This is a genomic window from Microbispora sp. CL1-1 (genome assembly GCF_012034195.1).
In the GTDB taxonomy this organism is placed as follows: domain Bacteria; phylum Actinomycetota; class Actinomycetes; order Streptosporangiales; family Streptosporangiaceae; genus Microbispora.
In genome coordinates this window covers 157263-181849 of the sequence record NZ_JAATEK010000012.1, presented here as the reverse complement: position 1 = coordinate 181849, position 24587 = coordinate 157263, and the positions used below count along the sequence as shown (strand labels likewise).

The 24587-nt window shown below is 72.2% G+C and carries 21 protein-coding genes; 9 read left to right on the top strand and 12 right to left on the bottom strand.

Annotation, left to right across the window (positions count from 1 at the left end):
- Positions 1-11 precede the first annotated feature (11 nt).
- A complete protein-coding gene (locus HCK04_RS17360; RefSeq protein WP_142648370.1) occupies positions 12-611 on the top strand; it encodes a TetR family transcriptional regulator in 600 nt (199 codons plus the stop codon).
- Positions 612-718: 107 nt separating this feature from the next.
- On the opposite strand, the gene HCK04_RS42450 is transcribed toward HCK04_RS17360, so the two are convergent.
- Positions 719-2176: an arabinofuranosidase catalytic domain-containing protein gene (locus HCK04_RS42450; protein ID WP_142648369.1), complete on the bottom strand. Its 1458-nt coding sequence runs from the start codon at positions 2174-2176 to the stop codon at positions 719-721.
- A gap of 277 nt (positions 2177-2453) precedes the next feature.
- A complete protein-coding gene (locus HCK04_RS17350; RefSeq protein ID WP_240971510.1) occupies positions 2454-3926 on the bottom strand; it encodes a helix-turn-helix domain-containing protein in 1473 nt (490 codons plus the stop codon).
- A 243-nt stretch (positions 3927-4169) separates the two neighbouring features.
- Between HCK04_RS17350 and aceA the strand changes: the two genes are divergently transcribed.
- On the top strand, positions 4170-5462 hold the full coding sequence (gene aceA / locus HCK04_RS17345; protein ID WP_142648368.1) for an isocitrate lyase: 1293 nt from the start codon (positions 4170-4172) through the stop codon (positions 5460-5462).
- 248 nt (positions 5463-5710) lie between these two features.
- Here the strand turns inward: aceA and HCK04_RS17340 are convergent, their stop codons facing one another.
- On the bottom strand, positions 5711-6514 hold the full coding sequence (locus tag HCK04_RS17340) for an ATP-binding cassette domain-containing protein (RefSeq protein WP_142648367.1): 804 nt from the start codon (positions 6512-6514) through the stop codon (positions 5711-5713).
- Between the two features lie 45 nt (positions 6515-6559).
- Complete coding sequence (locus HCK04_RS17335; protein ID WP_168066005.1) at positions 6560-8266, bottom strand: serine/threonine-protein kinase; 1707 nt, start codon at positions 8264-8266, stop codon at positions 6560-6562.
- A gap of 194 nt (positions 8267-8460) precedes the next feature.
- Between HCK04_RS17335 and HCK04_RS17330 the strand changes: the two genes are divergently transcribed.
- A complete protein-coding gene (locus HCK04_RS17330) occupies positions 8461-8685 on the top strand; it encodes a hypothetical protein (protein ID WP_142648365.1) in 225 nt (74 codons plus the stop codon).
- A gap of 59 nt (positions 8686-8744) precedes the next feature.
- On the opposite strand, the gene HCK04_RS17325 is transcribed toward HCK04_RS17330, so the two are convergent.
- Positions 8745-9725, bottom strand: coding sequence for an alpha/beta hydrolase (locus HCK04_RS17325; RefSeq protein WP_142648364.1), 981 nt, complete (start codon positions 9723-9725; stop codon positions 8745-8747).
- A 115-nt stretch (positions 9726-9840) separates the two neighbouring features.
- On the opposite strand from HCK04_RS17325, the gene HCK04_RS17320 reads away from it, so the two are divergent.
- Genes HCK04_RS17320 through HCK04_RS17310 form a run of 3 tightly spaced genes read left to right on the top strand, consistent with a single transcriptional unit; the run spans position 9841 to position 12251 of the window.
- The gene (locus HCK04_RS17320; protein ID WP_142648363.1) at positions 9841-10647 is read left to right on the top strand and encodes an ABC-2 family transporter protein; all 807 of its coding nucleotides are present in this window, start codon (positions 9841-9843) and stop codon (positions 10645-10647) included.
- Between the two features lie 6 nt (positions 10648-10653).
- Positions 10654-11442 (top strand): ABC-2 family transporter protein, encoded by a 789-nt coding sequence (locus tag HCK04_RS17315; protein WP_142648362.1) that lies wholly within the window; start codon positions 10654-10656, stop codon positions 11440-11442.
- Between the two features lie 5 nt (positions 11443-11447).
- Positions 11448-12251, top strand: a complete 804-nt coding sequence (locus HCK04_RS17310; RefSeq protein ID WP_142648361.1) for an ATP-binding cassette domain-containing protein — start codon at positions 11448-11450, stop codon at positions 12249-12251.
- On the opposite strand, the gene HCK04_RS17305 is transcribed toward HCK04_RS17310, so the two are convergent.
- The 4 genes from HCK04_RS17305 to HCK04_RS17290 form a co-directional block, all read right to left on the bottom strand.
- Positions 12178-12651 carry a hypothetical protein gene (locus HCK04_RS17305; RefSeq protein WP_142648360.1) on the bottom strand — a complete coding sequence of 158 codons (474 nt, stop codon included), beginning with the start codon at positions 12649-12651 and terminating at the stop codon, positions 12178-12180. The two genes, HCK04_RS17310 and HCK04_RS17305, sit on opposite strands and share 74 nt — an antisense overlap.
- A gap of 64 nt (positions 12652-12715) precedes the next feature.
- Positions 12716-13648, bottom strand: a complete 933-nt coding sequence (locus HCK04_RS17300; RefSeq protein WP_240971509.1) for an ABC transporter permease — start codon at positions 13646-13648, stop codon at positions 12716-12718.
- Entirely contained in the window at positions 13635-14735 is a 1101-nt protein-coding gene (locus HCK04_RS17295; RefSeq protein ID WP_142648359.1) for an ABC transporter ATP-binding protein, read from the bottom strand. The genes HCK04_RS17300 and HCK04_RS17295 overlap by 14 nt, the downstream gene beginning before the upstream one ends.
- Complete coding sequence (locus HCK04_RS17290) at positions 14732-15976, bottom strand: DUF2092 domain-containing protein (protein ID WP_168066003.1); 1245 nt, start codon at positions 15974-15976, stop codon at positions 14732-14734. The genes HCK04_RS17295 and HCK04_RS17290 overlap by 4 nt, the downstream gene beginning before the upstream one ends.
- 134 nt (positions 15977-16110) lie before the next feature.
- Between HCK04_RS17290 and HCK04_RS17285 the strand changes: the two genes are divergently transcribed.
- From HCK04_RS17285 to HCK04_RS17275, 3 genes are all read left to right on the top strand, one after another.
- Positions 16111-16785, top strand: a complete 675-nt coding sequence (locus HCK04_RS17285) for a response regulator transcription factor (protein ID WP_142648356.1) — start codon at positions 16111-16113, stop codon at positions 16783-16785.
- Between the two features lie 99 nt (positions 16786-16884).
- Positions 16885-18270, top strand: coding sequence for an ATP-binding protein (locus tag HCK04_RS17280; RefSeq protein ID WP_260617310.1), 1386 nt, complete (start codon positions 16885-16887; stop codon positions 18268-18270).
- A 9-nt stretch (positions 18271-18279) separates the two neighbouring features.
- Positions 18280-19746, top strand: a complete 1467-nt coding sequence (locus tag HCK04_RS17275) for an aspartate aminotransferase family protein (RefSeq protein ID WP_142648355.1) — start codon at positions 18280-18282, stop codon at positions 19744-19746.
- A 201-nt stretch (positions 19747-19947) separates the two neighbouring features.
- On the opposite strand, the gene HCK04_RS17270 is transcribed toward HCK04_RS17275, so the two are convergent.
- From HCK04_RS17270 to HCK04_RS17260, 3 genes are all read right to left on the bottom strand, one after another.
- Positions 19948-21177, bottom strand: coding sequence for a Cmx/CmrA family chloramphenicol efflux MFS transporter (locus HCK04_RS17270; protein WP_142648354.1), 1230 nt, complete (start codon positions 21175-21177; stop codon positions 19948-19950).
- 880 nt (positions 21178-22057) lie between these two features.
- Entirely contained in the window at positions 22058-22939 is an 882-nt protein-coding gene (folP, locus tag HCK04_RS17265; RefSeq protein WP_142648353.1) for a dihydropteroate synthase, read from the bottom strand.
- 292 nt (positions 22940-23231) lie between these two features.
- Positions 23232-24101 carry a LysR family transcriptional regulator gene (locus tag HCK04_RS17260; protein ID WP_142648352.1) on the bottom strand — a complete coding sequence of 290 codons (870 nt, stop codon included), beginning with the start codon at positions 24099-24101 and terminating at the stop codon, positions 23232-23234.
- Positions 24102-24587: the final 486 nt, after the last annotated feature.

The following is a 24587-nucleotide window of genomic DNA, read 5'->3' as shown; positions in this document are numbered from 1 at the left end:
GGAGGACGCCGATGCCGCCCCGCAAAGACGCCAAGGACCCCACCGCCGCCACCAAGGCCGCCCTGCTGAAGGCCGCGCGGACGGAGTTCGCGGCGTACGGCGTGGCGGGCGCGCGGGTGGACCGCATCGCCGAGCGGGCCGGGGTCAACAAGGAGCGGATCTACGGGCACTTCGGCAGCAAGGAGAAACTGTTCGACACCGTCATCAAGGCGGCGCTCGACGAGGTCACCGAGGCGGTGGCGATGCCCGGCAAGGACCCGGCGGAGTACGTCGGCAACCTCTTCGACTTCTACTCCGCCCACCCCGACCTGGTACGCCTGCTGATGTGGGAGGCGCTCAACTACAGGGGCGAGGACGACCTGCTTCCCGGCCAGGAGCTCCGGGTGGACAAGTGCCGGTCGAAGACCGAGTCGCTCGCCGAGGGCCTCGGCCGGGAGCCGGACGCATCGGTCGCCCGGATGGTGTTCTCGCTGGTGGGCATGGCGATATGGCCGACCGTCATGCCGCAGCTCGGCCGGATCATGGTCGGGGACGAGGCGGCGACCCCCGAGGGACGGGATGCGCTGCGCGAGCACCTCGTGGAGTTCGTCCGCGCCGCCGTCAGCAGGTGACCGGCACCGCCGGGACCTCCCCCGCCAGACCCTTCACCCCGGTCACGCGGATCGCCCCGGTCACGCGGACGGCGTGACCGGGGATGTGCCGGAGCAGGTGGCCGGAATCAGCTGCGCAGGCTCCACCGCTGGTTGTCCTGCCCGTTGCAGGACCACAGGATGAGTTTCGTGCCGTTGGCGGTGGCGGCGCCGTTGGCGTCCAGGCACAACCCGGACTGCACACCGGTGATGGTGCCGTTGCCGTTGAGGTTCCACTGCTGGTTGGCCTGGCCGTTGCAGTCCCAGATGATCACCTGGGTGCCGTTCGTGGTGCCCTGGTTGTACGCGTCCAGGCACTTGTTGCCGTACACCTGCAGCTGCTTGCCGGAGGTGTACGTCCACCGCTGGTTGGTCTGTCCGTTGCAGTCCCACAGCTGGACCTGGGTGCCGTTGGTGGTGCCGGCGTTCGGCACGTCGACGCAACGGCCGGACTGGCCACCGACGATCTCGGCGTTCTGCTGCGGGCCGCCGCCTCCCGCCGTCGCGTAGCCGGCGGCGGCGATGTTCGCCTGTACGGCGTTTTCGGTGGCCTCCGTCGGATAGCCGGAGGTCAGCACGCCCTCGTAGAAGGTGCCGCGCCCGGAGACGCTGTTGTCGCCGCCGATGCCGAGCAGGATGGCGCCTTCCTTCTTCATCGGGTTGTAGCCGTTGGGGCGACGTCCGTCGAAATAGGTCGTCAGGCCGCCCGACTGCGCGTCGCCGCCCCGGATCGCCCAGTGGTTCGGCTCGCCCTTGACGATGGCGGTGACGAAGCGGTGGTTGATGGGTGCGAGGTCGTTGTAGCCCGCGTTCACCCCGGAGAACAATCCCCACTCCAGATCGGCCATGATCCAGGGACCGGCTCCGGACCCGTAGCCCCACTGCTTGTCGGCGCCGAAGTAGACCGTCTCCATGATGGCGGGGGCGTCGGCCTGGCCGTCCGTCTGCGCGTTGCCGTAGTCGAAGCAGCACCACTGGTTGTAGTGCGTGCCGTCGACGACGGCGTAGATGCCCTCGGGCTGGTCGCCGGTCGCGACACCGTTGGTGTTGTTGTTGCGGTAGCCCGTGCCGGGCTCCACGCGGACGCCGTACGCCTTCTGGCCGCCGATGGTGATCGGGGCCGCCTTCGCGTCAGCGAGGTTGTCCCATCCGCCCGCGGCAGGGCCCTTCCAGTAGCCGGGAGGCGCCTGGGTGAGGCGGTTGTTGCGGCCGGACTGGTCGTAGATGATCGTGATCACGCAGGTGGTGCCGGCGCAGAACGAGTCCTGCGTCGCGGCGTTGGCGACGCCGCCCGCGCTCAGCACGCCGATGTCACGGGTGGCGTTGTCGGAGGAACGGCGCACCTGGTAAAGCGGGCCGCTGTAGTTGCCATACAGAGCGCGGGTCGTGCTGTGCGCCGCCACGCACGGCGTGCCGCCCGCGGCGTAGATGTCGCACGGCCCCTGCGTGGCGGCCTCGGACGGTGCGGAAAGGCCGGCCGGCAGGCCGGCGGCGATCACCGCGCTCGCCCCGGCTGCGAGCGCCCTTCTCAGGCTTCCCAAAACCATGATGCCTTCTCCTCTCGATCAGGAATCATGAGCGGACGGCGGCGACACGGCAGGCCCGGCCAGGCAGTGTTAGCGCTAACATCAATCGACGCCCGACACCGATTCGCGGTTTGACGGTAATGCGGAGTCAATGTGAAGAAGGCTTCGCCGTCAAGGGCAAAGATGTGATGTCTCGGACGGCCGGGCATCGCCCCGGCACCGCTTGGACATCTTCCCTGACGTTGTCACCCCGCATCGATGGGATGTCGTGAAACTTTCATCCGCGAGCCGTCGCCCGTCAGCCGCTGGCGGCGTGGCGCTCCAGGAACGCGTACACGTCGGCCTCGTCGACGCCGGGGAACGACCCGGGCGGCAGCGCGGCGAGCACGTGGGAGTTGGCGCGGGCCGACGGCCAGGCGTAGCCCTCCCAGCGCTGCGCGAGCTCGGCCGGCGGGCGGCGGCAGCACTCGCCGTTCGGGCAGTTCGAGCGGGTGCGGTGGGTGGTCTCGCGCCCGCGGAACCAGCGCGACTCCCGGTAGGGCACGCCCAGCGTGATCGCGAAGTCCTTCTCCTGCGACGGGTCCACGTGGGCGATGCAGAAGTACGTGCCGGTGGGCGAGTCGGAGTATTGGTAGTACACCGAGAACCGGTCGGGCGAGAGGAACACCTGGCGGCCCGACCACTGCTGGCACATCCGCTGGCCCTCGATCGCCCCCTGCTCGTCGGCGGGGAAGACGATCCCGTCGTTCTCGTACGCCTTATAGATGATCCCTCCGGCGTCGTTGCGCACGAAGTGACAGACGATGTCGAGATGGCGGGTGGCGATGTTGGTGAACCGGTGCGCCGCCATCTCGTAGGACACCGCGAACACGTCGCGCAGGTCCTCCACCGACAGCGCCTTGTCCTGCTTGGCCTCCCGCAGGTACGGCACGGCCGCCGCCTCGGGCACGAGGACGGCGGCGGCGAAGTAGTTGGCCTCCACCCGCTGGCGCAGGAAGTCGGCGAAGTCGCGCGGCTTGTGGTGCTGGAGCGCGATGTGCCCGAGCGTCTGCAGCAGCACGGTGCGCGGCGTGTGCATGCCGAGCTGCTGGCGTTTGACGTAGATGCGGCGGTTGCGCAGATCGGTCACCGACCGCGCCGAGCGCGGCAGGTCGGGCGCGGTGTGCACGGTGAACCCGAAGTGCGACACCAGCGCCTGGACGGTGCTCTCCGACAGCGCGCCGGTCCGGTAACCGACGGCGGTCAGGGCCTCGGCTGCGGCCTTCTCGATCTCCTCGAAGTAGTTGCCCAGCTCGCGCTGCTTGCGCCGCAGCTCGGCGTTGGCGGCCCGCGCCTCCTCCGGCGTGGCCGTACCCTTCGCCTCCCTGGCCTTGAGCTCCTCGAACAGGCCGAGGATGTGTTCGAGCACCTCGTTGGGCACCCGTGAGGAGACCTTGAGCCTGCTCAGTCCCAGGCCCGCGTAAAGCGGGTCACGCTGGGCCTCCTCCAGGGCGATCTCCAGCTGGGCCCGCCGGTTCGGCGCCTGCCTGCGCAGCAGCTCCTCCACCGGCACGTTCAGCGCGGCGGCGAGCGACTTCAGCAGCGAGAGCTTGGGCTCGCGCTTGCCGTTCTCCAGCAGCGACAGCTGGCTGGGCGCACGCCCGACGCGCTCGCCGAGCTCGGAGAGCGTGAGACCGCGCTGCTTGCGCAGGTGCTTGAGCCGCTGACCGAAGGCCAGGAGATCGAGCTCGTGCGTCAAAGACAGCGGTTCTTCGCCCAGGACGGAGGTCATAACCCGATCTTATGCGGAAAATCGGCGTTTCTTCCAACGAGACGTGCTCCACTTCACGCGGATTGGTCTAGTCCATAGCGAAAACTTTGCCTTTCTTCATAGTCGAATACCCGTCAGTCTTGCTTGGAACAGAATATTTGGCGTTCTTTCGCCCGACCACTCCTTGTAAGTGTCTTGATATCGACACAAACTCGGAAGCAAGCCCCAGGTGACGACAACGTACGCAACAAGGGAGTGACCGAGATGTCGGATCGCCTCACCGCAGCCGCCCAGCGGCTGCAGCAGGACTGGGAGACCAATCCGCGGTGGACGAACGTCGAGCGGACCTACACGGCCGAGGACGTGATCCGCCTGCGCGGCTCCGTGCAGGAGGAGCACACCCTGGCCCGGCTCGGCGCGGAGCGTCTGTGGGACCTGCTGCACCACGAGGACTACGTCCACGCCCTGGGCGCGCTGACCGGCAACCAGGCGGTCCAGCAGGTGAAGGCGGGCCTCAAGGCGATCTACCTGTCCGGCTGGCAGGTGGCCGCCGACGCCAACCTCAGCGGTCACACCTACCCCGACCAGAGCCTCTATCCGGCCAACTCGGTCCCCGCCGTGGTCCGCCGGATCAACAACGCGCTGCTGCGTGCCGACCAGATCACCTGGGCCGAGGGCGACGAGGAGGCCCCCCACTGGCTGGCGCCCATCGTGGCCGACGCCGAGGCCGGCTTCGGCGGCGTGCTCAACGCGTTCGAGCTGATGAAGGCGATGATCGCGGCCGGCGCCGCGGGCGTCCACTGGGAGGACCAGCTCGCCTCGGAGAAGAAGTGCGGCCACCTCGGCGGCAAGGTGCTGATCCCCACCGGCCAGCACATCAAGACCCTCAACGCGGCCCGCCTCGCGGCCGACGTGGCGGGCGTCCCCACCCTGGTCATCGCGCGGACCGACGCCCAGGCCGCGACGCTCCTGACCAGCGACGTGGACCCCCGCGACCAGGCCTTCTGCACCGGCGAGCGCACGGCCGAGGGCTTCTACCGGGTCCGCAACGGCGTCGACGCCTGCATTGCCAGGGGTCTCGCCTACGCGCCGTACGCCGACCTGCTGTGGATGGAGACCTCCACACCGGACCTCGACGTGGCCCGCGAGTTCGCCGAGGCGATCAAGCGGGAGCACCCGGACCAGATGCTCGCCTACAACTGCTCACCGTCGTTCAACTGGAAGAAGCACCTGGACGACGCGACGATCGCCAAGTTCCAGCGCGAGCTGGGCCACATGGGATACAAGTTCCAGTTCATCACCCTGGCCGGCTTCCACTCGCTGAACTACTCGATGTTCGACCTGGCCAGCGGCTACGCCCAGGACGGCATGACGGCGTACGTCGGGCTCCAGGAGGCCGAGTTCGCCGCCGAGCGGCGCGGCTACACCGCCACCCGCCACCAGCGGGAGGTCGGCACCGGATACTTCGACCTGGTCAGCACGGCCGTCGCGCCGGACTCCTCCACGACGGCCCTGAAGGGCTCGACGGAGGAGGCACAGTTCGCCGGGGCTCACTAACCATCAGCGGACTTATCGGGACACAGGTCGGTGGCGGGCCCCGCCGTCCGTCCGCAGGTCACCCTCGGGGATCTGACGGATCGGCGGCGGGGCCTCGCCGTGTTCGCGACCGGGGTCAGCGACCGGGGTCAGCGCCCGGGGCCGGGTCAGCGCGCGCGACCGAGTCCGCGCTCGGAGTCACGGCTCCCGTCCGCGTCCGAGCCCGCGCCCGGATGCGTACTCAGGGCCGGGTCGGCGCCCGCGGCCGGTCAGACGCGCAGGGCGCGGGCGTACCAGCGGCCGTCCAGCGCGTCGATGCGCAGGCGGCGGCCGAAGCACTCGGACAGGTTCGGGCCGGTGAGCACCTCGTCCACGGGACCGGCGGTCAGGATGCGGGTGTCCCGCATGAGCAGCGCGTGCGTGGTGGTGGCCGGCACCTCCTCCAGGTGGTGCGTGACCATCACGGTGGTGAGCCCCTGCCGGGTGCGGGCCAAGTCTTCCAGCGCCTCGATCAAGTCCTCCCGCGCGGGCAGGTCGAGGCCCGCGAACGGCTCGTCGAGCAGCAGGATCGCCGGGTCGGCCATCAGCGCCCTGGCCACCCGGACGCGGGCGCGCTCCCCCTGCGAGCACACCTGGAACCTGCGGTCGGCCAGGTCCTTGCAGCCGAGGTCGGCCAGCAGCCGGTGGGCCCGCTCCCGCTCCTCGTCACCGTATCGGTCCCACAGCGGCGCGCTCGTCCCGGTATGACCGGTGAGCACGACGGTCAGCGCGGTCGCGCCCTCCTCCTCCAGCAGCGACTCGTCAACGAGCCGCTGACTCGCCGCCACCAGGCCGATGCTGCGGCGCAGCTCCCGGAGGTCGACCCTGCCAAGCCGCCGTCCGAGCACTGTGGCCGTGCCGGAGCTCGGGTGCCGTACGGCCGCGGCGATCGAGAGCATCGTCGTCTTCCCGGCGCCGTTGGGGCCGAGGATCACCCAGTGCTGGCCGTGCTCCACCCGCCAGTCGGCACCGGTCACCAGGGTCCGGCCGACCACGCGGACGGTCACGTCGTCGAGTTCGAGAGCTGCTTCCATGAACAGACAGCATGCTGCACGCGGGCACCCGCTCGGGACGCCGTATCAGGGAATGGACGGTGCGGGGGTGACCACCACGCTGGGCGGCGGGCTCGCCGGCGGGCTGCCGCCCGGTTCCGGCGGCGGCGACTCCCCGTCGCCCCACTGCGGCTCCTGGCTGACCCCCGAGGACGGGACCGGGGAATGGCCCTGCCCGGGCTGACCGGGCTGCTGTCCGGGATGGCCGGGCTGACCAGGCTGACCCGGATGTCCCGGCTGGTTGGGGCGTCCTGGGCGGCCCGGTGGGGAGGGCCGGGTGGGACGGCAGTCCCTCGGCCGCCCGGTGACGCAGCGCCCGTCTCCCGGGCGCAGGGTCGTCCCGGCGGGCGTCGGCGAGGGCGGCGCGGTCGCCCGGCCGTCGTCCGTGGTCACCGGCGCCGGCGTCGAGCCGGGTGAGCCGGGCGGCATGGTCCGCGTGGCCGTCACCGTCACCCTGGGCCGGGCGGCGTCCGCGATGGGCACCACCGGCGGGCCGGTGCGGAGCGCGTCATCCGGCGGCAGGGCGCTGTCCTCGCCGGGGATGACCACGGGCGCCGCGGGCGGCGGATCGGCCGTGCTCTGCATGTGGGCCGACCCGGCGCCCGCCGCGACCACGGTCACCGCGGCGATCGTCACGGTGGCGAGCGCCGCGAAGCCGGCGTGGGACACCTGTCCCCGCGATCGCGCCGCCCGGCGCCGCGCCGCCCTGCCCTCCTGTGCCGGCCCCTGTACCGACCCCCGAATCGACCCCCGAATCGACCCCTGTGCCGGTCCCTGGGTCGCTTCCCCGGAGGCCCTGCTCCGTGTCCCCTGCGTGGCCCGGCCGGGGACGGCCCCCGCCGGGTAGGGCACAGGCTGCCAGATCTCGTCGAGCACGGCGGCGACCGCACGCCGGGGATCGGCGGCCGCGTGGACCCCGCCCGCCGCGAGCAGGGAGGCCAGCAGCCACGCCGCGTCCGGGCGGTCGGCGGGCTCGCGCTGCAGCGCCGCCGCCACTGCGCCCCACAGCGGCCTCGGCACGGCGTCGATCCGGGGCTCCTCGACCAGGATGCGCCGGGTCAGCACGTCGAGGTCGCCGCCGCCGAACGGATGCAGCCCGGTCGCCGCGAACGCGACCAGGCAGCCCCAGGAGAAGACGTCGGAGGCGGGGATGGCGTGGTGTCCGCGCAGCCGCTCGGGCGCGACCCAGCCCGGGCTGCCCATGATCTGCCCGGCCTGCGTATGCGCCATCGCGACGTCGAGGTCGCGGGCGATCCCGAAGTCGATGACGAACGGCCCGCGCGGCGACAGCAGCACGTTGCCCGGCTTGAGGTCCCGGTGCACCAGCCCGGCCTCGTGCGTGGCCACGAGCGCGGCGGCCGTGCCGAGGGCCACGCCGTACGCGAGGTCGGGGGTGAGCGCGCCCTGCGCGGAGACCACCTGGGAAAGCGCGGGGCCGGGGACGTATTCGGTGACGAGGTAGGGCCGCTCGCCGTCGAAACCGTCCTCGATGACGACGGCCGTGCAGAACGGCACCACGCGCCGGGAGAGCGCGACCTCCTCGGCGAATCGGGCCCGCAGCGTGGAGTCCCCAAGGTGCATCGGATGCGGTGTCTTCAGCGCGACGTATCCCCCGCTGGGGTGCTCGGCCAGGTAGACGACTCCCATTCCGCCGCTGCCCAGCCGGCCGAGCAGCAGGTAGCGCCCGATGACGACCGGGTCGCCAACGGTCAGCGGGCGCACACCGGGAGGCATGCCGCTATCGGAAGCCGTTCCGCCACGTGCCATACGGAAGCTACCTCTCTCGAAGTGCCGCACAGCCACTGTGGCCGGTTGGAACGCACCACGCGCTCAAGTAGCGACAAGCGGCATGAGAGGTAAGCCCAATGGCACCTTTAGGTAAGGTGAATCGGAGAAACCGCAGGTCACATTGGTCTCATAAGCCACAAATGAGCGCCGTTCTCCGTAAAGACACCCCGATCGCCTGTTCGCCCAGCCTCTCCTTCACCCGGACGGGCGGCGCCGCCGTCGTGTACGGCTCGATCTCCTGCGACGCCGGGGTCGCCTGCCGGCCCGGGTCCTGTCAGGCCTCCGCGCATTCCCAGGCGTACAGCACCTCGGGCTACGGCGACCACGCCTCGCAGACGACGCCGGTCCACGCCGTCACCTGCTGACCCCGGTGCGGCGGCCTCGCGAACGGCCGCGCATTCCGGCGGCCGTTTTCCCGAAGTGCTCAGGCGGCCTCGGCGCCGGGAGTGGAGGAGTGGGCCTGGACGGCGTCGAGGAAGCGGGAGACGTGGTCGAAGAACAGGCGGCCTTCGGGGAGGGCGTCGGCGAAGAGGGGGAAGATGTGCGGCATGCGGTTCCACTCCTCGTAGGTCACCTGCACGCCGTCCTCGCGCGCGCTGACCGCGACCCGGCGGGCCTCGTCGCGCAGGACCTCGGTGGAGCCGGTGACGATCATCAGCGGGGGGATGCCGGTGTAGTCGCCGTACACGGGGGACACGAGGGGGTCGCAGCGGTCGAGGCCGTCGGTCCAGCGGCGGGCGAGCCAGTCGACGCGTCCGGCGGGGAGCATGGGGTCGGACCATGCGTTGGCGCGGTGCCGGCTGGTGCTGAGGTCGGCCCAGGGAGACAGGCAGATGCCGGCGGCGGGCAGCGGCATGCCCCGGTCGCGCAGGGCCAGCAGCGTGGCGAGGGTGAGATGCCCTCCGGCGGAGTCCCCGGCCAGCACGATGTCCCTGGCGGCGTACCCGCGGCCGAGCAGGCACTCGTACGCCTGGAGCGCGTCCGACAGCGACTCGGCGAGGGAGTGCACCGGGCCCTGGCGGTAGTCGAGGGAGAACACCGGACGGCCGGCGGCGGCCGACAACCGCCACGTGATCGGCCGGTGGGTGGCCGGGGAGCAGACGAAGTAGGCCCCGCCGTGGAAGTAGAGCACCACCTTGCCCTCGTCCAGGCCGGGACCGCCGCGCACCCATTCCCCCGTGCACGAGCCGAACTCGTCTGGAACGATGGACACGTGCTTGGGGAGGATGCCGGGGACCCGCTCGCCGAGGCACATGATGCGGCTGGCCACGGCCATTCCCGCGGTGTTGCGCACGAGGATGGTGGAGATCGGCTTCATGGTGCCCCGCAGGACTCCGTTGATCGCGGCGGCCTGCCAGCTGACCGGATATTCCGGGCGTATGTCTACATTCAGCTCATGTCCCATGCAAGCCTCCCAAAAGGGACATTCCCTGTTAGGTCATCCGTTCTACCGCTAGGCACGTTTCACTCCCCTTACGGCAAGGTTACGACAAGGTAACAGCCCAGGATATGAGGCACTTATGACGGTGATCCCCGGCCACGGCGCCGCCGTCGCCCTCTACCCGCGGCTGGCCTGGTACGGCTTCCGCAGGCACGCGACCTACTGGGCCGCCGCGCTGGCCGGGGCGTTCACCAACACCGTCTTCGGCGTGCTCCGCGCGTACGTGCTGATCGCGCTGTGGCAGGCCCGTCCCGGCCTCGGCGGGTACGACGTGGCGGGCGCGGTCACCTTCACCTTCCTCACGCAGGCGTTCATCGGCCCGATGCAGCTCTTCGGCGGCGGCCTCGACCTGCCGGAGCGGATCCGCACCGGCGACGTCGCGCTCGACCTGGTCCGCCCGGCGTCCCTGCAGTTGTGGTGCCTGTCGGAGGATCTGGGCCGGGCGGTGTATCTCTTCGCCGTCCGCGGCGGCCCGCCGACCCTCGTGGGCGCGCTGCTTTTCGGCATCGTCGCCCCGCACGCCCCGGCCGCGTTCCTCCTGAGCGTCGCCCTGGGCGTGCTCGTGAGCTTCGCGTGGCGTTACATCGTCGCGCTGGCCACCTGCTGGGTGATGGACGACCGGGGTCTCGCGGTGCTGTCGATGGTGCTCACGACGTTCTTCAGCGGGCTCATGCTGCCGCTGTCGATCTTCCCCGGGTGGTTCGGGGAGCTGTCCCGGGCGCTGCCGTGGTCGGCGATGGCGCAGGTGCCCGCCGACGTCTATCTCGGCACGGCCGATCCCGCCCGCGCCCTCGGCTTCCAGGCCCTGTGGGCGGCCGTCCTGCTGGCGCTGGGCGCGCTGATGACCGGCGCCGCCCGCAGGAAGGTCGTGATCCAGGGTGGGTGAGCGCCCGTGATCAGGACGTACGCGCTGCTCGCCTGGACGTGGACGCGGGCGGCGGCGCAATATCCGGTGTCGTTCGCGCTCATGACGGCGGGCGGGGCGGTGGTCGGCGGCCTCGACATCGCGGCCATCTGGGTGATCTTCGCCAACACCGACAGGCTGGCCGGCTTCGGGCTGACCGAGGTCATGTTCCTCTACGGCGCGTCGCAGCTGGCCTTCGCGCTCGCCGACCTGCTGTTCGGCAATCTCGACAGGATCAGCCGGCACATCGTGTCCGGCACGCTCGACGTCATGCTGATCCGGCCCGCGTCGCCCTTCGTGCAGGTCGCCTCCGACCGGTTCACGCCGCACCGGATCGGCCGGTCGATCCAGGCGGGGGCCGTGCTCGCCGTGGGCCTGTCGCGGCTGGACGTCCCGCTCGGCCGCGTCTGGATGGTGCCGGTCATGGTCGTCTCGGGCATCGTGATCTTCGCGGCGCTCTTCACGCTCGGCGGCGCGCTGCAGTTCCTGCTCACCGCCGCTCCCGAGGTGGCCAACGCGTTCACGTACGGCGGGGCGACGCTCACGCAGTATCCGCTGAGCGTCTACGACCCCCGCATCGTGCGGGGGCTGACATTCGGGCTGCCGCTGGCGTTCGTCAACTGGCAGCCGGGCCTCTATGTGCTCGGCCGGCCCGATCCGCTCGGGCTGCCGTCCTGGACGGGCCTGCTGTCCCCCGCCGCCGCGCTCGCACTGGCCGCCGTCGCCGCGCTCGCGTGGCGGGCGGGGATCCGCCGCTACCGATCGACGGGGAGCTGAGACGAGTGATCGAGGCAGACGGGGTCGGCAGGACCTTCAGGGTCCGGGGCCGGATCGTGCACGCCGTACGGGACCTGTCCTTCCGGGTCGCGGCCGGGGAGTTCGTCGCGTGCCTCGGCCCGAACGGCGCGGGCAAGTCCACCACGATCAAGATGCTGACCGGGATCCTCACGCCCACGTCGGGCCGGGTGAGGGTGGCCGGTCTCGATCCGTCCCGGCGGCGTACGGCTCTCGCCCGCAGGATCGGCGTCGTCTTCGGCCAGCGGACGACCCTGTGGTGGGACCTGCCGCTGCGGGACAGCCTGGAGCTGGTCCGGCTCCTTTACAAAGTAGATCGCAAGGTGTTCCGGGAGCGCCTCGACGACATGTGCGACCGGCTCGACCTGGGCGGCTTCCTCGCCACGCCGGTGCGCCAGCTCAGCCTGGGCCAGCGGATGCGCGGCGACATCGCCGCCGCGCTGCTGCACGACCCCGCCGTGCTCGTGCTGGACGAGCCGACGATCGGGCTCGACGTCGTCAGCAAGGCGGAGGTGCGCGACTTCCTGCGGCGGCGATGCGCGGAGCACGGGACGACGGTGCTGCTGACCACCCACGACCTGGGCGACGTGGAGCGGCTGTGCCGGCGCGTGCTGCTGATCGACCACGGCAGGCTGGCCTTCGACGGCACCGTGGACGAGCTGCGGGCGACCGCGCCGGGACGCGCCTCGATCGAGGACGTCGTGGCCGACCTCTATCTCAGAAGCCGTACGACTCCTCGTACTCCTCCTCTTCCTCGTCCCGCTCCGGACGGGCCCAGCGCGACGGCATGAGCACCGGGAGGAACAGCGCCACACCGAGCAGGGCGTACACGCCGGTGGACAGCAGCATGAGCATCCCCCGGCCGGCCTGCAGCAGCTCGGCCTGCACCGACGGCCCGGTGGGCACCAGGCTCGCGGCGCGCGACACGTCGAGCACGTAGACCACGGTCCAGGCCAGCAGCGCCATCGAGGGGACGAACGTCGCCAGCGGTGACACCCGGCCGACCAGCACCAGCCCGAGCAGCAGGCCCACGACCGCCATCGCTCCGACCGCGATCAGCATCCGGGTGTCCTTGGCCGGGTCGACGATCTGCGCCGCTCCCCGGACCAGCTCCTGGGACGCCCATCCACCACCGAGGAGAAGAGCCGCCGCGACGACAACGCCAAGGAGCAGCCCGAAGAAGTGCCGCATGAACACCACCTTGGGTGAGAGGTCCGCGGCAACACTAGCGATAAAGAACGGTAAAGGGCAGCACTTACGCCGTGATGTCCTTACTCGTGAAGCGTGACCAGGCGAAAGAGCCGAAAACCAGGACGTACGCGGCGAAGGCGAACAGCCCTCGCCCCATCTCGTCGAACGCCATCGGCGCCCGCAACGCCCCGTCGAACGCGCTCCACCACCAGGTCAGCAGGACCGGACGTACGGCCGCCACCTGCGGGATCGCGCTCAGCACCTGGCTGACCACCACCAGCACGACACTCGTGGCGACCGCCCCGATCGGCGCCTCGGTGAGCGTGGAGACCGCGAGCGCGACCGCGCCGAGCGCGGCCATCCCCGCGGCGGCGTACAGGACGACCACCCCGACGCGCAGCAGGGCGTCGGCCGCCGGGATCGTCGCGCCCGACAGCAGCGTCACCGGCCCCACCGGGAACAGCACCAGCCCGGTCACCAGCGCCGACACCGCCACCAGGGCACACGCCGCGAGACAGAAGACCACGATGTTGGCGTATTTCACCAGCAGCAGCCTGGTGCGGCCGGCCGGGGCGACGAGCAGGTAGCGCAGCGTGCCCTGGGCCGCCTCGCCGGCGATCGCGTCGCCCGCCACGACCGCCACGGTCAGCGGCAGCACGATCGGCATCATGACGACGAACGCGGCGAAGGTCAGCATCAGGCCGTTGCCCGCGATCTGTCCGATGATCGAGCCCCCCGCGTCACCGTCCGACGCGACCCGCACCGCGATGCCGACCACCACCGGCACGACCGCGAGCACCGCGAGCATCGCGAGGTTGCGCGGGCGGCGGAACGTCAGCCCGATCTCGGAGGCCAGCAGCCGCGTCAGGTGCCGCGCCGGGCCCGGGGCGGGCCGGGTGGACTCGGCGGGGGTCCGCTCCTCCCTCGGCGGTGCCGCCTCCTGGCGCACCGGCGGCCGGGCCTCCGACACCGCGGTCCCGTTCTCACCCATCGACATCGAACCCCTCCCCCGTCAGCCCGACGAAGACGTCTTCGAGCGTGGGACGCACCACGCCGAACCCGCGCACGGCCACGCCCTCCCCGACGAGCAGCGCGCAGATCTCTTCCGGCGCCCGGGCGCCGATGACCGCCGTGACCTCGTCGTCCGCGACGCGTACGTCGCCGAGCCCGGCCCCGGCCAGCACGGCCGCCGCCGCGTCCGTGTCCGGCGTCTCCACCCGCAGGCGCGGCTCCTCGCCCGACGCGCGCAGCGCGGCGATCGGGCCCTGGGCGACGAGCCGGCCGGCGCGCATGACACCGACGTGGGTGCACATCTGCTCGACCTCGCTCAGCAGATGGGAGGAGACGAAGACGGTCGTGCCGTCCTCGGCGATCCTCCTGATCAGCGTGCGGACCTCGCGGGTGCCCTGCGGGTCGAGGCCGTTGGTCGGCTCGTCGAGCACGAGCAGCTCCCTGGGCACCAGCAGTGCGGCCGCGATGGCCAGGCGCTGGCGCATGCCGAGCGAGTAGGTGCGGTAGCGCTTGCCCGCCGCCGCCGTCAGCCCCACCCGCTCCAGCGCCGCGGCGATCCTGGCCGGTGCCGTACGCGCGTCGGCCGACGGATCGGCCGCGTCGAGGCGGCGCAGGTTGGCCTCGCCCGACAGGTACGGATAGAAGGCCGGCCCCTCGACCACCGCGCCGACGCGTGGCAGCGCCCGGGCCGGCCCGTCCGGCATGGGCGTCCCGAGCAGCGACCACGTGCCCGAGGTCGGGGCGACCAGGCCGAGCAGCATGCGGATCGTCGTGGTCTTGCCCGAGCCGTTGGGGCCGAGGAAGCCGAAGACCGAGCCGCGCGGCACGGCCAGGCCGACGCCGTCGACGGCCACCTGGCCGCCGCGGAAGCGCTTGGTGAGACCGGACGTGACGATGGCGTCCGCGTCCGAGGTTCCGGCGGAGGGCGGGGGCGCCCCGGTGTCCTCCCGTGACGCCCCCGCGCGCGTGCCCACCGTCACCGCGTCCCGCCGGTCCCCCGCGACCTCCGCTCGGATTCCCGCCCGGATTCCCGCCCGGATTCCCGCTCGCGCGCGGTGCGTGGGCTCGGTCATCCCTTCACACCGGCCGCGCGGTAGAGGGCCTCCGGGGTGACGGCGCCGGCGAGCAGGCGGCCGTCGTCGGTGATCAGGATCGACACCACCTTGGTGCTCAGCAGCCGGCCGCTGCCCCACTCCCCGCTGACGGGGGTGGCGGCGCCCTTCAGGCCGTCCAGCAGCGCGGCCACGTCCAGGCCGCCACGCCCCTTCTCGTCCTGCTTCTGGGCGGGGGCGTCGGGCTTCTGGGCAGGGGTCTCCGGCAGGGAGGTGACGAGGACACTGTCCCAGCCGGAGCCGACGACGCGGCCGCGGTCGTGCGCCTCGGCGGCCGCCTCCGGCCGGTGGTCCGCCGGGGGCGTGGCCGTGCCCTCCTCGACCTTCGCTCCGGCCGGCGGAGTGAAGGAGAAGTTCTCCGGCGCGGGAGCGGTGAACGACAGCGACTCGAAGCCGACTTCGAAGGCCGGCTCGGCCGCCCCCTTCGTGTACACCTGGACGCGCAGCGGGATCAGCTTCTCGCCGTCGAGCGCCACCCGGACATCCCTGATCAGCGAGTCGGCCGACTTCGGCGTCAGCACGATCTGGTAGGCCGCGCGGCCCGCGACCGTGACGTCGTCGCCGACGCTGATCGCGGTGTCGGTGCCGGCCGCCTCCAGCGCCTGCCGCGCGGCCTGGTCCGGCGTCGCGAACGGCGACGCGGCTCCGGAGCGCATCGGGAAGGGCCCGCCGTGCCCGCCGTGCCGACCAGGCCCACCAGGCCCACCAGGCCCACCGGGCCCGCCGTGCTCGCCGCCGGACCCGGCCGGGACGGTGAGACGGGTCGCCGTGTTGGCGGCGCTGTCCCACAGCCAGACCGTGCCGCCGTTGGCGACGACGTCGGTCTCGCTCATCTCCCCCGGCAGCATGAGGCGGAACCTGTCCTCCCCCGCGTACCAGATCTTGAGCTGGTGCGACCCCGACAGCAGCGACGCCGGCGAGGCCCCGCCGGACGGCCCCGGTCCTCCGGACGACCCGGACAGGCCGGGCAGCGCGGGCAGGCCGAGCGACGCCGTCTCGACGATCGTGCCGGACATCTGCGGCATCCGGCCGTTCTGCCAGGTGCGCGCGACGTCGGCCAGCAACTGCTCCGCCGTACGGTCGGGCAGGGACGGCTCGCTGCGCACCGCCGCGATCACCGGCCCCGTCCCCACGGCCGCCGCCACGACGGCCACCGCCGCCACCGGCACTCCCCACCTCACGGCGCGGGCTCTCTTCGCCATTTCACATCTCCCACTATGTGCGGAAAGCTGATGACCCGAGACTGCCGAGACGTTCCTGTGCCGACGCTGAGACGGACTGAGAGGTCTCTCAGACTGGCCGCGCCCGCACGTCCAAAAGGGGCCACACTGGGGCAATGCGGGTTCTGGTGGTGGAGGACGAGCGGCGGATGGCGGCGGCGCTGCGCCGCGGGCTGCAGGCGGAGGGCTTCGCCGTCGACCTCGCGCACGACGGGAACGAGGGCCTGCACCTGGCGCGCGTCGGCGACTACGACGTGGTCGTGCTCGACATCATGCTGCCCGGCATGTCCGGCTACAACGTGTGCAAGCAGTTGCGGGCGGAGGAGAACTGGGTGCCGATCCTCATGCTGTCGGCCAAGGACGGCGAATACGACATGGCCGACGGGCTCGACCTCGGCGCCGACGACTACCTCACCAAGCCGTTCTCGTACGTGGTGCTGGTGGCCCGGCTCCGGGCGCTGCTGCGCCGGGGCGGCGGCCGCAGGCCCGCCGTGCTGCGCGCCGGCGACCTGTCGCTCGATCCGGCGGCGCGTACGGTCACCCGGGGCGAGGCGCCGGTCGAGCTGACGCCCAGGGAGTTCGCCCTGCTCGAATATCTGATGCGCCGGCCGGGCGAGGTGGTGTCGAAGCCCGAGATCCTGGAGCACGTGTGGGACACCTACGACACCGATCCGAACGTGGTCGAGGTGTACGTCGGCTATCTGCGCAGGAAGATCGACACGCCGTTCGGGCGCGCCGCCCTGCAGACCGTGCGCGGGGCCGGATACCGGCTCGCGAGCGACGGCGGCTGAGCCGTGTCCGGCCCTGTGTCCAGCCGTGTGTCCGGCTCTGTGCCCGGCCCTGTGTCCGGAACTGTGTCCGGAACTGTGTCCGGAACTGTGTCCGGAACTGTGCCGAGCCCTGTTTCCAGCCCGGTGTCCGGCCTGCTCATCCGCCCAGTGACGTGGTGGCGGCGGCAGAGCCTGCGGTTCCGGGTCACCGCGGCCGCCACCGCCGTGCTGGCCCTCGCCCTCGCCGGGTCGGCGTACGTGTTCGTCGCGGTGCTCGGCAGGGCGCTCGTCCAGGGCATCGACGAGCAGGTATACCAGCGGGGACGTGAGATCGTCGCGTTGTCGGACGCGAACCGGCTGTCCGATCCCGTCGTCTCGGTGGACAACACGATCGTGCAGGTGCTCGACCGGGACGGGCGGATCGTCGACGCCACCCCCAACACCGACCGCCTGGTCCCCCTGCTGTCCGCGCAGGCCCGGGAGGCCGCCGTACGCACCGGGACGCCGCTGTTCCTCGACGGCCGGCCGTACGCGCTGCCGGGGCCGCTGCGGGTGCGGGCGCTCAGCGCGGACCGCGGCGTGACGGTGATCGTGGCCCGGTCGTTCGGCGAGGTGGAACGCAGCCTCGTGACCATCGGGCACGTGCTGATCGCCGGCATGCCGCTCCTGCTCGCGCTGCTCGCGGCGGTCTCGTGGCTGGTCGTCGGGCGCACGCTGCGGCCGATCGCGCTGCTGCGGCGGGGCGCGGCCGAGGTGGGCGCCACGGCCCGGTCACGGCGCCTGCCGGTGCCCGAGGCGCACGACGAGGTGCACGCGCTCGCCACCACGCTCAACGACATGCTCGGGCGGCTGGAGGAGGCCGACGCGCGCCAGCGGGCGCTGGTCTCCGACGCGGCACACGAGCTGCGCAGCCCGCTCGCGAGCATCCGGCTCCAGCTCGAGGTCGCGCTCAGCCACCCGGACGGCCAGGACTGGAAGGAGACCGCCGAAGGGGTGCTGGAGGACACCCTGCGGCTGTCCCGCCTCGCCGAGGACCTGCTCGCCCTCGCCCGGCTCGACGAGGGCCGCGCCGGCCGGCGGGAGCCGGTCGACCTGGCCGAGATGGCCCGCCGTACGGCCGAGCGGCACGGCCTCGACCTCGACCTGCCGCCCGGCGCGCCTCCCGTCGTGCTCGGCGACGCGGTCGACCTGCGGCGGGTGCTCGCCAACCTGGTCGACAACGCCCTGCGGCACGCGGCGTCGGCGGTCCGGATCGGCGTACACGCCGAGGGGGACACCGCCGAGCTGACCGTCACCGACGACGGGCCGGGCATCCCGCCCGAGGACCGGGAGCGGGTCTTCGACCGGTTCACCCGGCTCGACGACGCGCGCAGCCGCGACGACGGCGGCGCCGGGCTCGGACTCGCGATCGTGCGCACCACGGTCGAGGCCCACGGCGGTACGGTCCACCTGGAGGACGCCTCCCCCGGACTGCGCGCCGTCGTCCGGCTCCCCCTAGCACGTTGAGGAGATCCATTGCTTCCCGATCACGGCAGGCCCGTCACCGAACTGCTCGCCGAGCTGACCGCCCTCAAGGAGGCCGACCTGCCGGTGCGCGGCGGCAAGGTCACGGCCTACGTCTACGACACCGGCCTGCCGGAGGTGCACGAGGCCGCGCAGCGGGCGTACGCGGAGATGCTCGAAGTCAACATGCTCGACCCGACGGCCTTCCCCAGCATGGTCGCGCTGGAGCGGCAGGTGGTCGGGGCGGTCGCCGAGCTGCTCGGCCGTCCCGGCGCGCCGGGGATCTTCACCAGCGGCGGCACCGAGTCGATCATGCTGGCGGTGAAGGCCGCCCGCGACGCCAGGCCCGGCGCGACCCGGGTCGTGCTGCCGGTCACCGCGCACCCGGCGTTCCACAAGGCCGCGCACTACCTCGGCATGGAGGTCGTGCCGGTGCCGGTCGACCCGGTCACCTATCGGGCCTCGGTCCCGGCGTTCGAGGCCGCGCTCGACGACCGTACGGCGTTGGCGGTGGTGTCGGCCCCCTCCTACCCGCAGGGCGTGGTCGACCCGGTCGAGGAGGTCGCCGTGCTCGCCGCCGCGCGCGGCGTGCCGTGCCACGTGGACGCCTGCGTCGGCGGCTGGCTGCTGCCGTGGCTGCGCGAGGCGGGCGCCGCGATCCCGCCGTTCGACCTGAGCGTGCCCGGCGTCACCTCGATCTCGTGCGACCTGCACAAGTTCGGGTACGCGCCGAAGGGGGCGTCGGTGCTGCTGTTCCGCGACGCGGAGCTGCGCCGCCGGGCCTACTTCGCCTCGGCGGCCTGGCCCGGCTACACGATCATCAACGCGACCGTGCAGAGCTCGCGGTCGGCCGGACCGCTCGGCGGCGCCTGGGCCACCCTGCAGGCCCTCGGCCGGGAGGGCTACCTGGAGCTCGGCCGCAGGACGCTGGAGGCGACCCGGCGGCTGGCCGAGGGCGTGGCGAAGATCCCCGGGCTGCGGGTGCTCGGGGAGCCCGAGACCGCGCTGGTCGCCATCGCCGGCTCCCCCGAGGTGGACGTCTTCGTCCTCGCCGACGAGGCGCGCCGGCTCGGCTGGTTCCTCCAGCCCCAGCTGTCGTACGCCGGGATCCCCGCCAACATCCACATCACGGTGACCGGTGTGACGCTGGCGGGGGTGGACCCGATGCTGGAGGTGATCGCGGAGGCCGCCGACGCCGCCCGGCGACGCGGGCCGGCCGATGTGCCCGAGGGCCTGCCCGAGCTCATCGCGTCACTCGACCTCGACGCGCTGGACGACGCCACGTTCGCCGAGCTCGCCGCGTCGGTGGGGATCGACCTCACCGCGACGGCGGAGCCGGGAACAGCGGAGCCGGGAACAGCGGAGCCGGGAACGCCGGCACAGCCCGGGATGGCGGTGGTGAACGCCGTGCTCGACGCCCTGCCTGCCGCCACCCGCGAGGCGATCCTCGTCCGCTTCCTTTCGGTGCTGTACTCCTGACTCACCGGCCCAAAGGGCCTGGCGGGGGCGGTCTGACCGACACCGGGGTCGGTCACCGCGCCGGGGTCGGTCACCGCGCCGGGGTCGGTCACTGCGCCGGGGTCGGTCACTGCGCCGGAAGGGACCTCCGGTCCTTGCGGAGCCTGCCCGGCCTCACCCGCGAAGCTCCTCACAAGCTCGGAACTTCCGCGAGGCCCGGTCTCAGGCCTTCGCTGTGGTCCTCGTTCCCTTCCGCTCCGCTCCCGCCACAGCGAGCGCCAGCGCGACCAGCAGCGCGCTCACCCACAGGGGAGACCGGTAGCCCAGCCCGGCGCCGATGGCGGCCCCGCCCAGCAGGGGCCCGGCGGTCGCGCCCACGTTGAGGGCGGCGGTCGCGAACGAGCCGCCCAGAGACGGCGCGTCGTACGCCTCGTAGAGCGCCCGCGTGATCAGCGTGGAGCCGACGGCGAAGGACAGCGTGCCCTGCACGAAGACGAGCACGAGGACGGCGGCCGGGTCGCCCGCGACCATGCCGAATGCGACCCAGCCTGCCGTCAGGGCCAGGCCGCCGGGCACCAGCAGCCGCATCGGCCGCCGGTCCGCCATCCTGCCGCCGATCGTCACACCGGCGAATGATCCCAGGCCGAAGATCGCCAGCAGCACCGGCACCCACCGCGGGCCGTAGCCGGCGACCTCGGTGACCACCGGAGCCAGGAAGGTGAAGGTGCAGAACGTGGCGCCGTTCACCAGCGCGCCGAGCACGAGGGTCACGAGCAGCCGGGGACGGCGCAACGCTCTCAGCTCGCGCCGCGCACCGGGCACGGCCGCCTCGGACGGCATGGCCGTCCCCGGGTTCGTGGCCGCCTCTGGGCGCGTAGCCGTCTCCGATGGCAGGGGCGTCACCGTTGGCGTGGTCGGAATGGCGACCGCGATCGCGATGACGGCCGGCACCGAGACGATCGCCACCGCCCAGAACGCCGAGCGCCAGCCCCATACCTGGCCGAGCACGGCACCGGCCGGCACCCCGGCGACGCAGGCGAGCGTGATCCCGCCGAGCAGTACGGAGGCGGCCCGGCCCTTGGCGCCGGGCCCCGCCATGGCGGTCGCCGTCGCGAGACCCACGGCCAGGAATCCGGCGTTGGCCAGCGCTCCGGCGACGCGGGCGGCCAGCAGAACGCCGAAGCTCGTGGTGACCGCGCCCACCACGTGAACGACCACGAAGACGGTCAGGAAGACCAGCAGCGCCCGCCGTCTCGGCCACCGGAAGCCGAGGACGGCCGTCAGGGGCGCGCCCACGATCATCCCCACGGCGAAGGCCGATGTCAGCGCCCCCGTGGCGGGGACGGACACGTGAAGGTCGCGGGCTATGCCGGGCACCAGGCCCGACAGCATGAACTCGGAGGTTCCCTGGGCGAAGACCGCCAGTCCGAGCATGTAGATGGCGATTGGCATGACAACTCCACCGCGTCGTAAAGGTCGCGAAGGCCCACGAAGGGGATCGCGAACGTCGATGAGCACGCGGTGAGCCGCTGCGGACCACAGCCGGACGACGAGAGGAGCACCCGGCCGGGCACGCGGGATCAACGCGCGAACGAACCCGGGGTCCGGCGGCAGGAGCAGTCGAAGACGATCGTGCGCGGAGCCCCAGGAGAAACGGCCCGTACGACGGTGATTCGGTGGCAGACACCCCGCAGCGGCGCTGCGACGGGCGCGAAAGCGCTCCCCCTACGGCGATGCCGGGCGGCGACGGAGGCGGCGATCCGCGTGAAGTGCCGAGCGACAGGGCGATGTGCAGAGCCACGTGCGGCCCGGCATATCGCGAGACGCACGCGGCAGGACATGCCACCCACGCCGCGGCTCGGCGCCCGACGGACGACGCGCCCACGCAGTACTGCGACCGCTCAGTGGTGCGACCAGCTCAGTGATACGAGGGCTCAGCGGCGCGACAGTTCAGGGGTGCGACGGCTCAGCCACCGAATGACCGGTGGCTAGCGTCTCGACGCCTCGGGGCTCGACATGGCCGACACGTTAGCCACAGCCCGAACGCCCTGTCCACCGCTTTGATCGCGGCCCGGTCTCGTCGCGGCCGGTCCGGTTGCGCCCGCCTCGGGGGCCCGCCGGACACACGCGGCAGGTCGTGAGCGGTTGCAGGCGGCAGGGCCGGTCACCCCACGGGAAACAGGAGCTCTGGTCTTCGCGAAGCCCGCTCGGCTTCACCCACGAATCCTCGCAAGCTCGGAATTGCCGCGGGGCCCGGTCTCAGGCCTTCGCTGCGGTCACCGCGCCGGAACAAAGCTCCGGTCCCTCCGCCCGGCCTCGCCGGATCGAGGGGCTAGGAGGGCGCGCCGGAGAGGCGGGTGACGACAGCGAGAGCCGTACGGGCGCTCGCCGCGTCGTGGACGCGGAACACCCGGGCGCCCTGCAGCGCCGACACGGCGAGCGTGGCCAGCGTGCCGGCGTGGCGCTCCTCGACGGGCAGGCCGCCCAGTGTCTCGCCGACGAAGTCCTTGTTGGAGACGGCCACCAGCACCGGCCACCCTGTGGCGGTCAGCTCGTCGAGCCGCCTGCTGACCTCCAGCGAGTGCCACGTGTTCTTGCCGAAGTCGTGGGCCGGGTCGATCAGGATCGCGTCGCGGCGGACTCCCGCGGCGACCGCGCGCTCGGCGAGGTCCGTCGTGTACGCGACCACGTCGGCCACCACGTCCTCGTACGCGATGCGGTGGGGGCGGGTGCGCGGCTCGACCCGCCCGGCGTGCGCACAGACCAGGCCGATGCCGTACGCCGCGGCTACTTCGGCGAGCTGGGGGTCCACCCCGCCCCAGGTGTCGTTGAGCAGGTCGGCCCCGGCCTCGGCGACGACCTTGGCGACCTCCGACCGCCACGTGTCGACGCTGATGATCACATCGGGGTGCCGGTCGCGCACCGCGGCGACGACCTCCGCGACACGGCGTATCTCCTCGGCCGGATCGACCTCCGTGCCGGGACCGGCCTTCACGCCGCCGATGTCCACGATGTCCGCACCCTCCTCGATGAGGCGGGAGGCGGCGTCGACCGCGGCCGAGAAGGCGTAGGTCGATCCCCTGTCGTAGAAGGAGTCGGGGGTCCGGTTGACCACGGCCATGACCGCGAAGTCGCCGGGACCGAAGGCACGGCCGCGCAGGCGCAGGACGGCCGACAGGCCGGGCGCCTCGGCGGGCATCGGCGAAGTGGACATCGCGGCCAGCGTACTAGGTCGTGCTGACAAATCATGGCCCCGCTGCGCGTGGCCCAGGCGGCGCCTCGCTGGGTTCTCACCCCACCCACGAAGATTGCTCGCAGGCTCGCAATCTCCGCGGGGCGCGGATTCGCCGCCCGCAGCCTCCGCGAGCTCCTCCTCCGCCTTGCGACGCATCCACCTACGCGCTCGCGGCGGGCAGCATTTGTCAGACACTCCCTAGCGGTACGGCGTCCTCTCGCTTGCCCGCCGGAGACGCGGTCATGGAACGGTCCAAAAAGACGGCATGTGGTCACGCCGCCGAGCCGCCCTCGGCCAGAGCCACGAAGTGCTGCGCCATCGCGGGCAGCCGCCGCCGGGCGTGCACAACCGCGATGATCTTGCGGAGCGAGGGATCGAGCGAGCGGATCACCAGGCCCGCCCTGGCCGCCTGCTCGGCCATGCCCCGGTACCACAGCAGCGAGGCCCGGCCCTCCCGTACGGTCCGCAGCCAGCCACGGCGCTCGTCGGACTCGACGGCCGGGACCGGACGGACGCCGTGCGTGGCGAAAATCTGGTCGAACTCCCTGCGGCGGGGGCTGCCGGGGGAGGGCAGCACCAGCCGCATGCCGTCGAGCCTGGCCACGGGGACGGGGTCGGGCAGGTCGAGGCCGGGCGGGGAGATCAGCACGATCTCCTGGCGTTCGAGCGGGTGGCTCACCAGGTCGGTGGGCACCGGGAGGTCGGTCAGCCCGAGATCGGCCCGTTGCTCGCGGACCGCGCTGACCACCGCCTCCCGGCCCTCGCACCGCACGATCTGTACCCGTATCCCCGGATGCTCGGCGGCGTAGGCGGGCAGCAGACGCCCGGCGAGGCCGGGCTCCAGGCTCGGGGTGGACGCGATCCGCAGTTCGGCGCCGGAGGAGTTGGTCTGCGTCGCGAGGGCCTCGATCTCGGCCACCGCGTCGAGGGCCTCGCGGGCCAGCTTCACCACCCGGCGTCCCTGGGCCGTCACGACGACCCCCCGGCCCGAGCGGGCGAAAAGCGTCATTCCGAGTTCACGTTCCAGGTCGCGTATCGCGCGGGACAGAGCAGGCTGCGCGATATAGAGCGATCTGGCGGCATCGGTCATGGTGCGGTGCTCCGCAGTGGCGACCACATAACGGAGCTGCTGCAGATTCATGCGAAAAACGCTAGGGCAGACGAGCCCGGCGATTCCGGAACATCGCAGAGATCACGCTGGTCGATTACACATCGTGCCCGACATCTGCTACATCCGTGATGGATGAGATTTCAGTATTCTTTTGCCCCAAATCCACAAAGGGGGCAAAGTCGTGGCGCAGCAGCACCCTCCCCAGGAGCCGCCGGGGGAGAGTTATCCCTATTCGGGGCCGCCGTACTCGCCGCAGCAGGAGGCCGTGCCCGGCGCACCGGACGCATCGGGATCACCCGGCGCGACGCCGGGGCCGTACGGCCCGCAGGGGTGGAGCGGACTCGAGGGCGGCGCATGGCAGCAGGCGCCCGGCACCACTCCTTACCCGCCGCCGGCGCAGCCGCAGAACGGCTCCCAGCCGCCGGGAGGTCAGCCGTACGGCACGCCCTACCCGCCCGGGGCGCACCCCCAGGGCCCGCCCGCGTACCCGGCCCCGTCTCCCGGCCCGGCCTATCC

What these genes read in the sequence shown, in the direction of transcription:
- HCK04_RS17340 (WP_142648367.1), bottom strand. Translation starts at nt 6,514, where the DNA reads ATGGAAGCAGCTCTCGAACTCGACGACGTGACCGTCCGCGTGGTCGGC.
- HCK04_RS17295 (WP_142648359.1), bottom strand. Translation starts at nt 14,735, where the DNA reads ATGACCGAGCCCACGCACCGCGCGCGAGCGGGAATCCGGGCGGGAATC.
- HCK04_RS17305 (WP_142648360.1), bottom strand. Translation starts at nt 12,651, where the DNA reads ATGCGGCACTTCTTCGGGCTGCTCCTTGGCGTTGTCGTCGCGGCGGCT.
- HCK04_RS17325 (WP_142648364.1), bottom strand. Translation starts at nt 9,725, where the DNA reads ATGGGACATGAGCTGAATGTAGACATACGCCCGGAATATCCGGTCAGC.
- aceA (WP_142648368.1), top strand. Translation starts at nt 4,170, where the DNA reads ATGTCGGATCGCCTCACCGCAGCCGCCCAGCGGCTGCAGCAGGACTGG.
- HCK04_RS17360 (WP_142648370.1), top strand. Translation starts at nt 12, where the DNA reads ATGCCGCCCCGCAAAGACGCCAAGGACCCCACCGCCGCCACCAAGGCC.
- folP (WP_142648353.1), bottom strand. Translation starts at nt 22,939, where the DNA reads ATGTCCACTTCGCCGATGCCCGCCGAGGCGCCCGGCCTGTCGGCCGTC.
- HCK04_RS17290 (WP_168066003.1), bottom strand. Translation starts at nt 15,976, where the DNA reads ATGGCGAAGAGAGCCCGCGCCGTGAGGTGGGGAGTGCCGGTGGCGGCG.
- HCK04_RS17285 (WP_142648356.1), top strand. Translation starts at nt 16,111, where the DNA reads ATGCGGGTTCTGGTGGTGGAGGACGAGCGGCGGATGGCGGCGGCGCTG.
- HCK04_RS17350 (WP_240971510.1), bottom strand. Translation starts at nt 3,926, where the DNA reads ATGACCTCCGTCCTGGGCGAAGAACCGCTGTCTTTGACGCACGAGCTC.
- HCK04_RS17300 (WP_240971509.1), bottom strand. Translation starts at nt 13,648, where the DNA reads ATGTCGATGGGTGAGAACGGGACCGCGGTGTCGGAGGCCCGGCCGCCG.
- HCK04_RS42450 (WP_142648369.1), bottom strand. Translation starts at nt 2,176, where the DNA reads ATGGTTTTGGGAAGCCTGAGAAGGGCGCTCGCAGCCGGGGCGAGCGCG.
- HCK04_RS17335 (WP_168066005.1), bottom strand. Translation starts at nt 8,266, where the DNA reads ATGCCTCCCGGTGTGCGCCCGCTGACCGTTGGCGACCCGGTCGTCATC.
- HCK04_RS17320 (WP_142648363.1), top strand. Translation starts at nt 9,841, where the DNA reads ATGACGGTGATCCCCGGCCACGGCGCCGCCGTCGCCCTCTACCCGCGG.
- HCK04_RS17270 (WP_142648354.1), bottom strand. Translation starts at nt 21,177, where the DNA reads ATGCCAATCGCCATCTACATGCTCGGACTGGCGGTCTTCGCCCAGGGA.
- HCK04_RS17260 (WP_142648352.1), bottom strand. Translation starts at nt 24,101, where the DNA reads ATGAATCTGCAGCAGCTCCGTTATGTGGTCGCCACTGCGGAGCACCGC.
- HCK04_RS17330 (WP_142648365.1), top strand. Translation starts at nt 8,461, where the DNA reads ATGAGCGCCGTTCTCCGTAAAGACACCCCGATCGCCTGTTCGCCCAGC.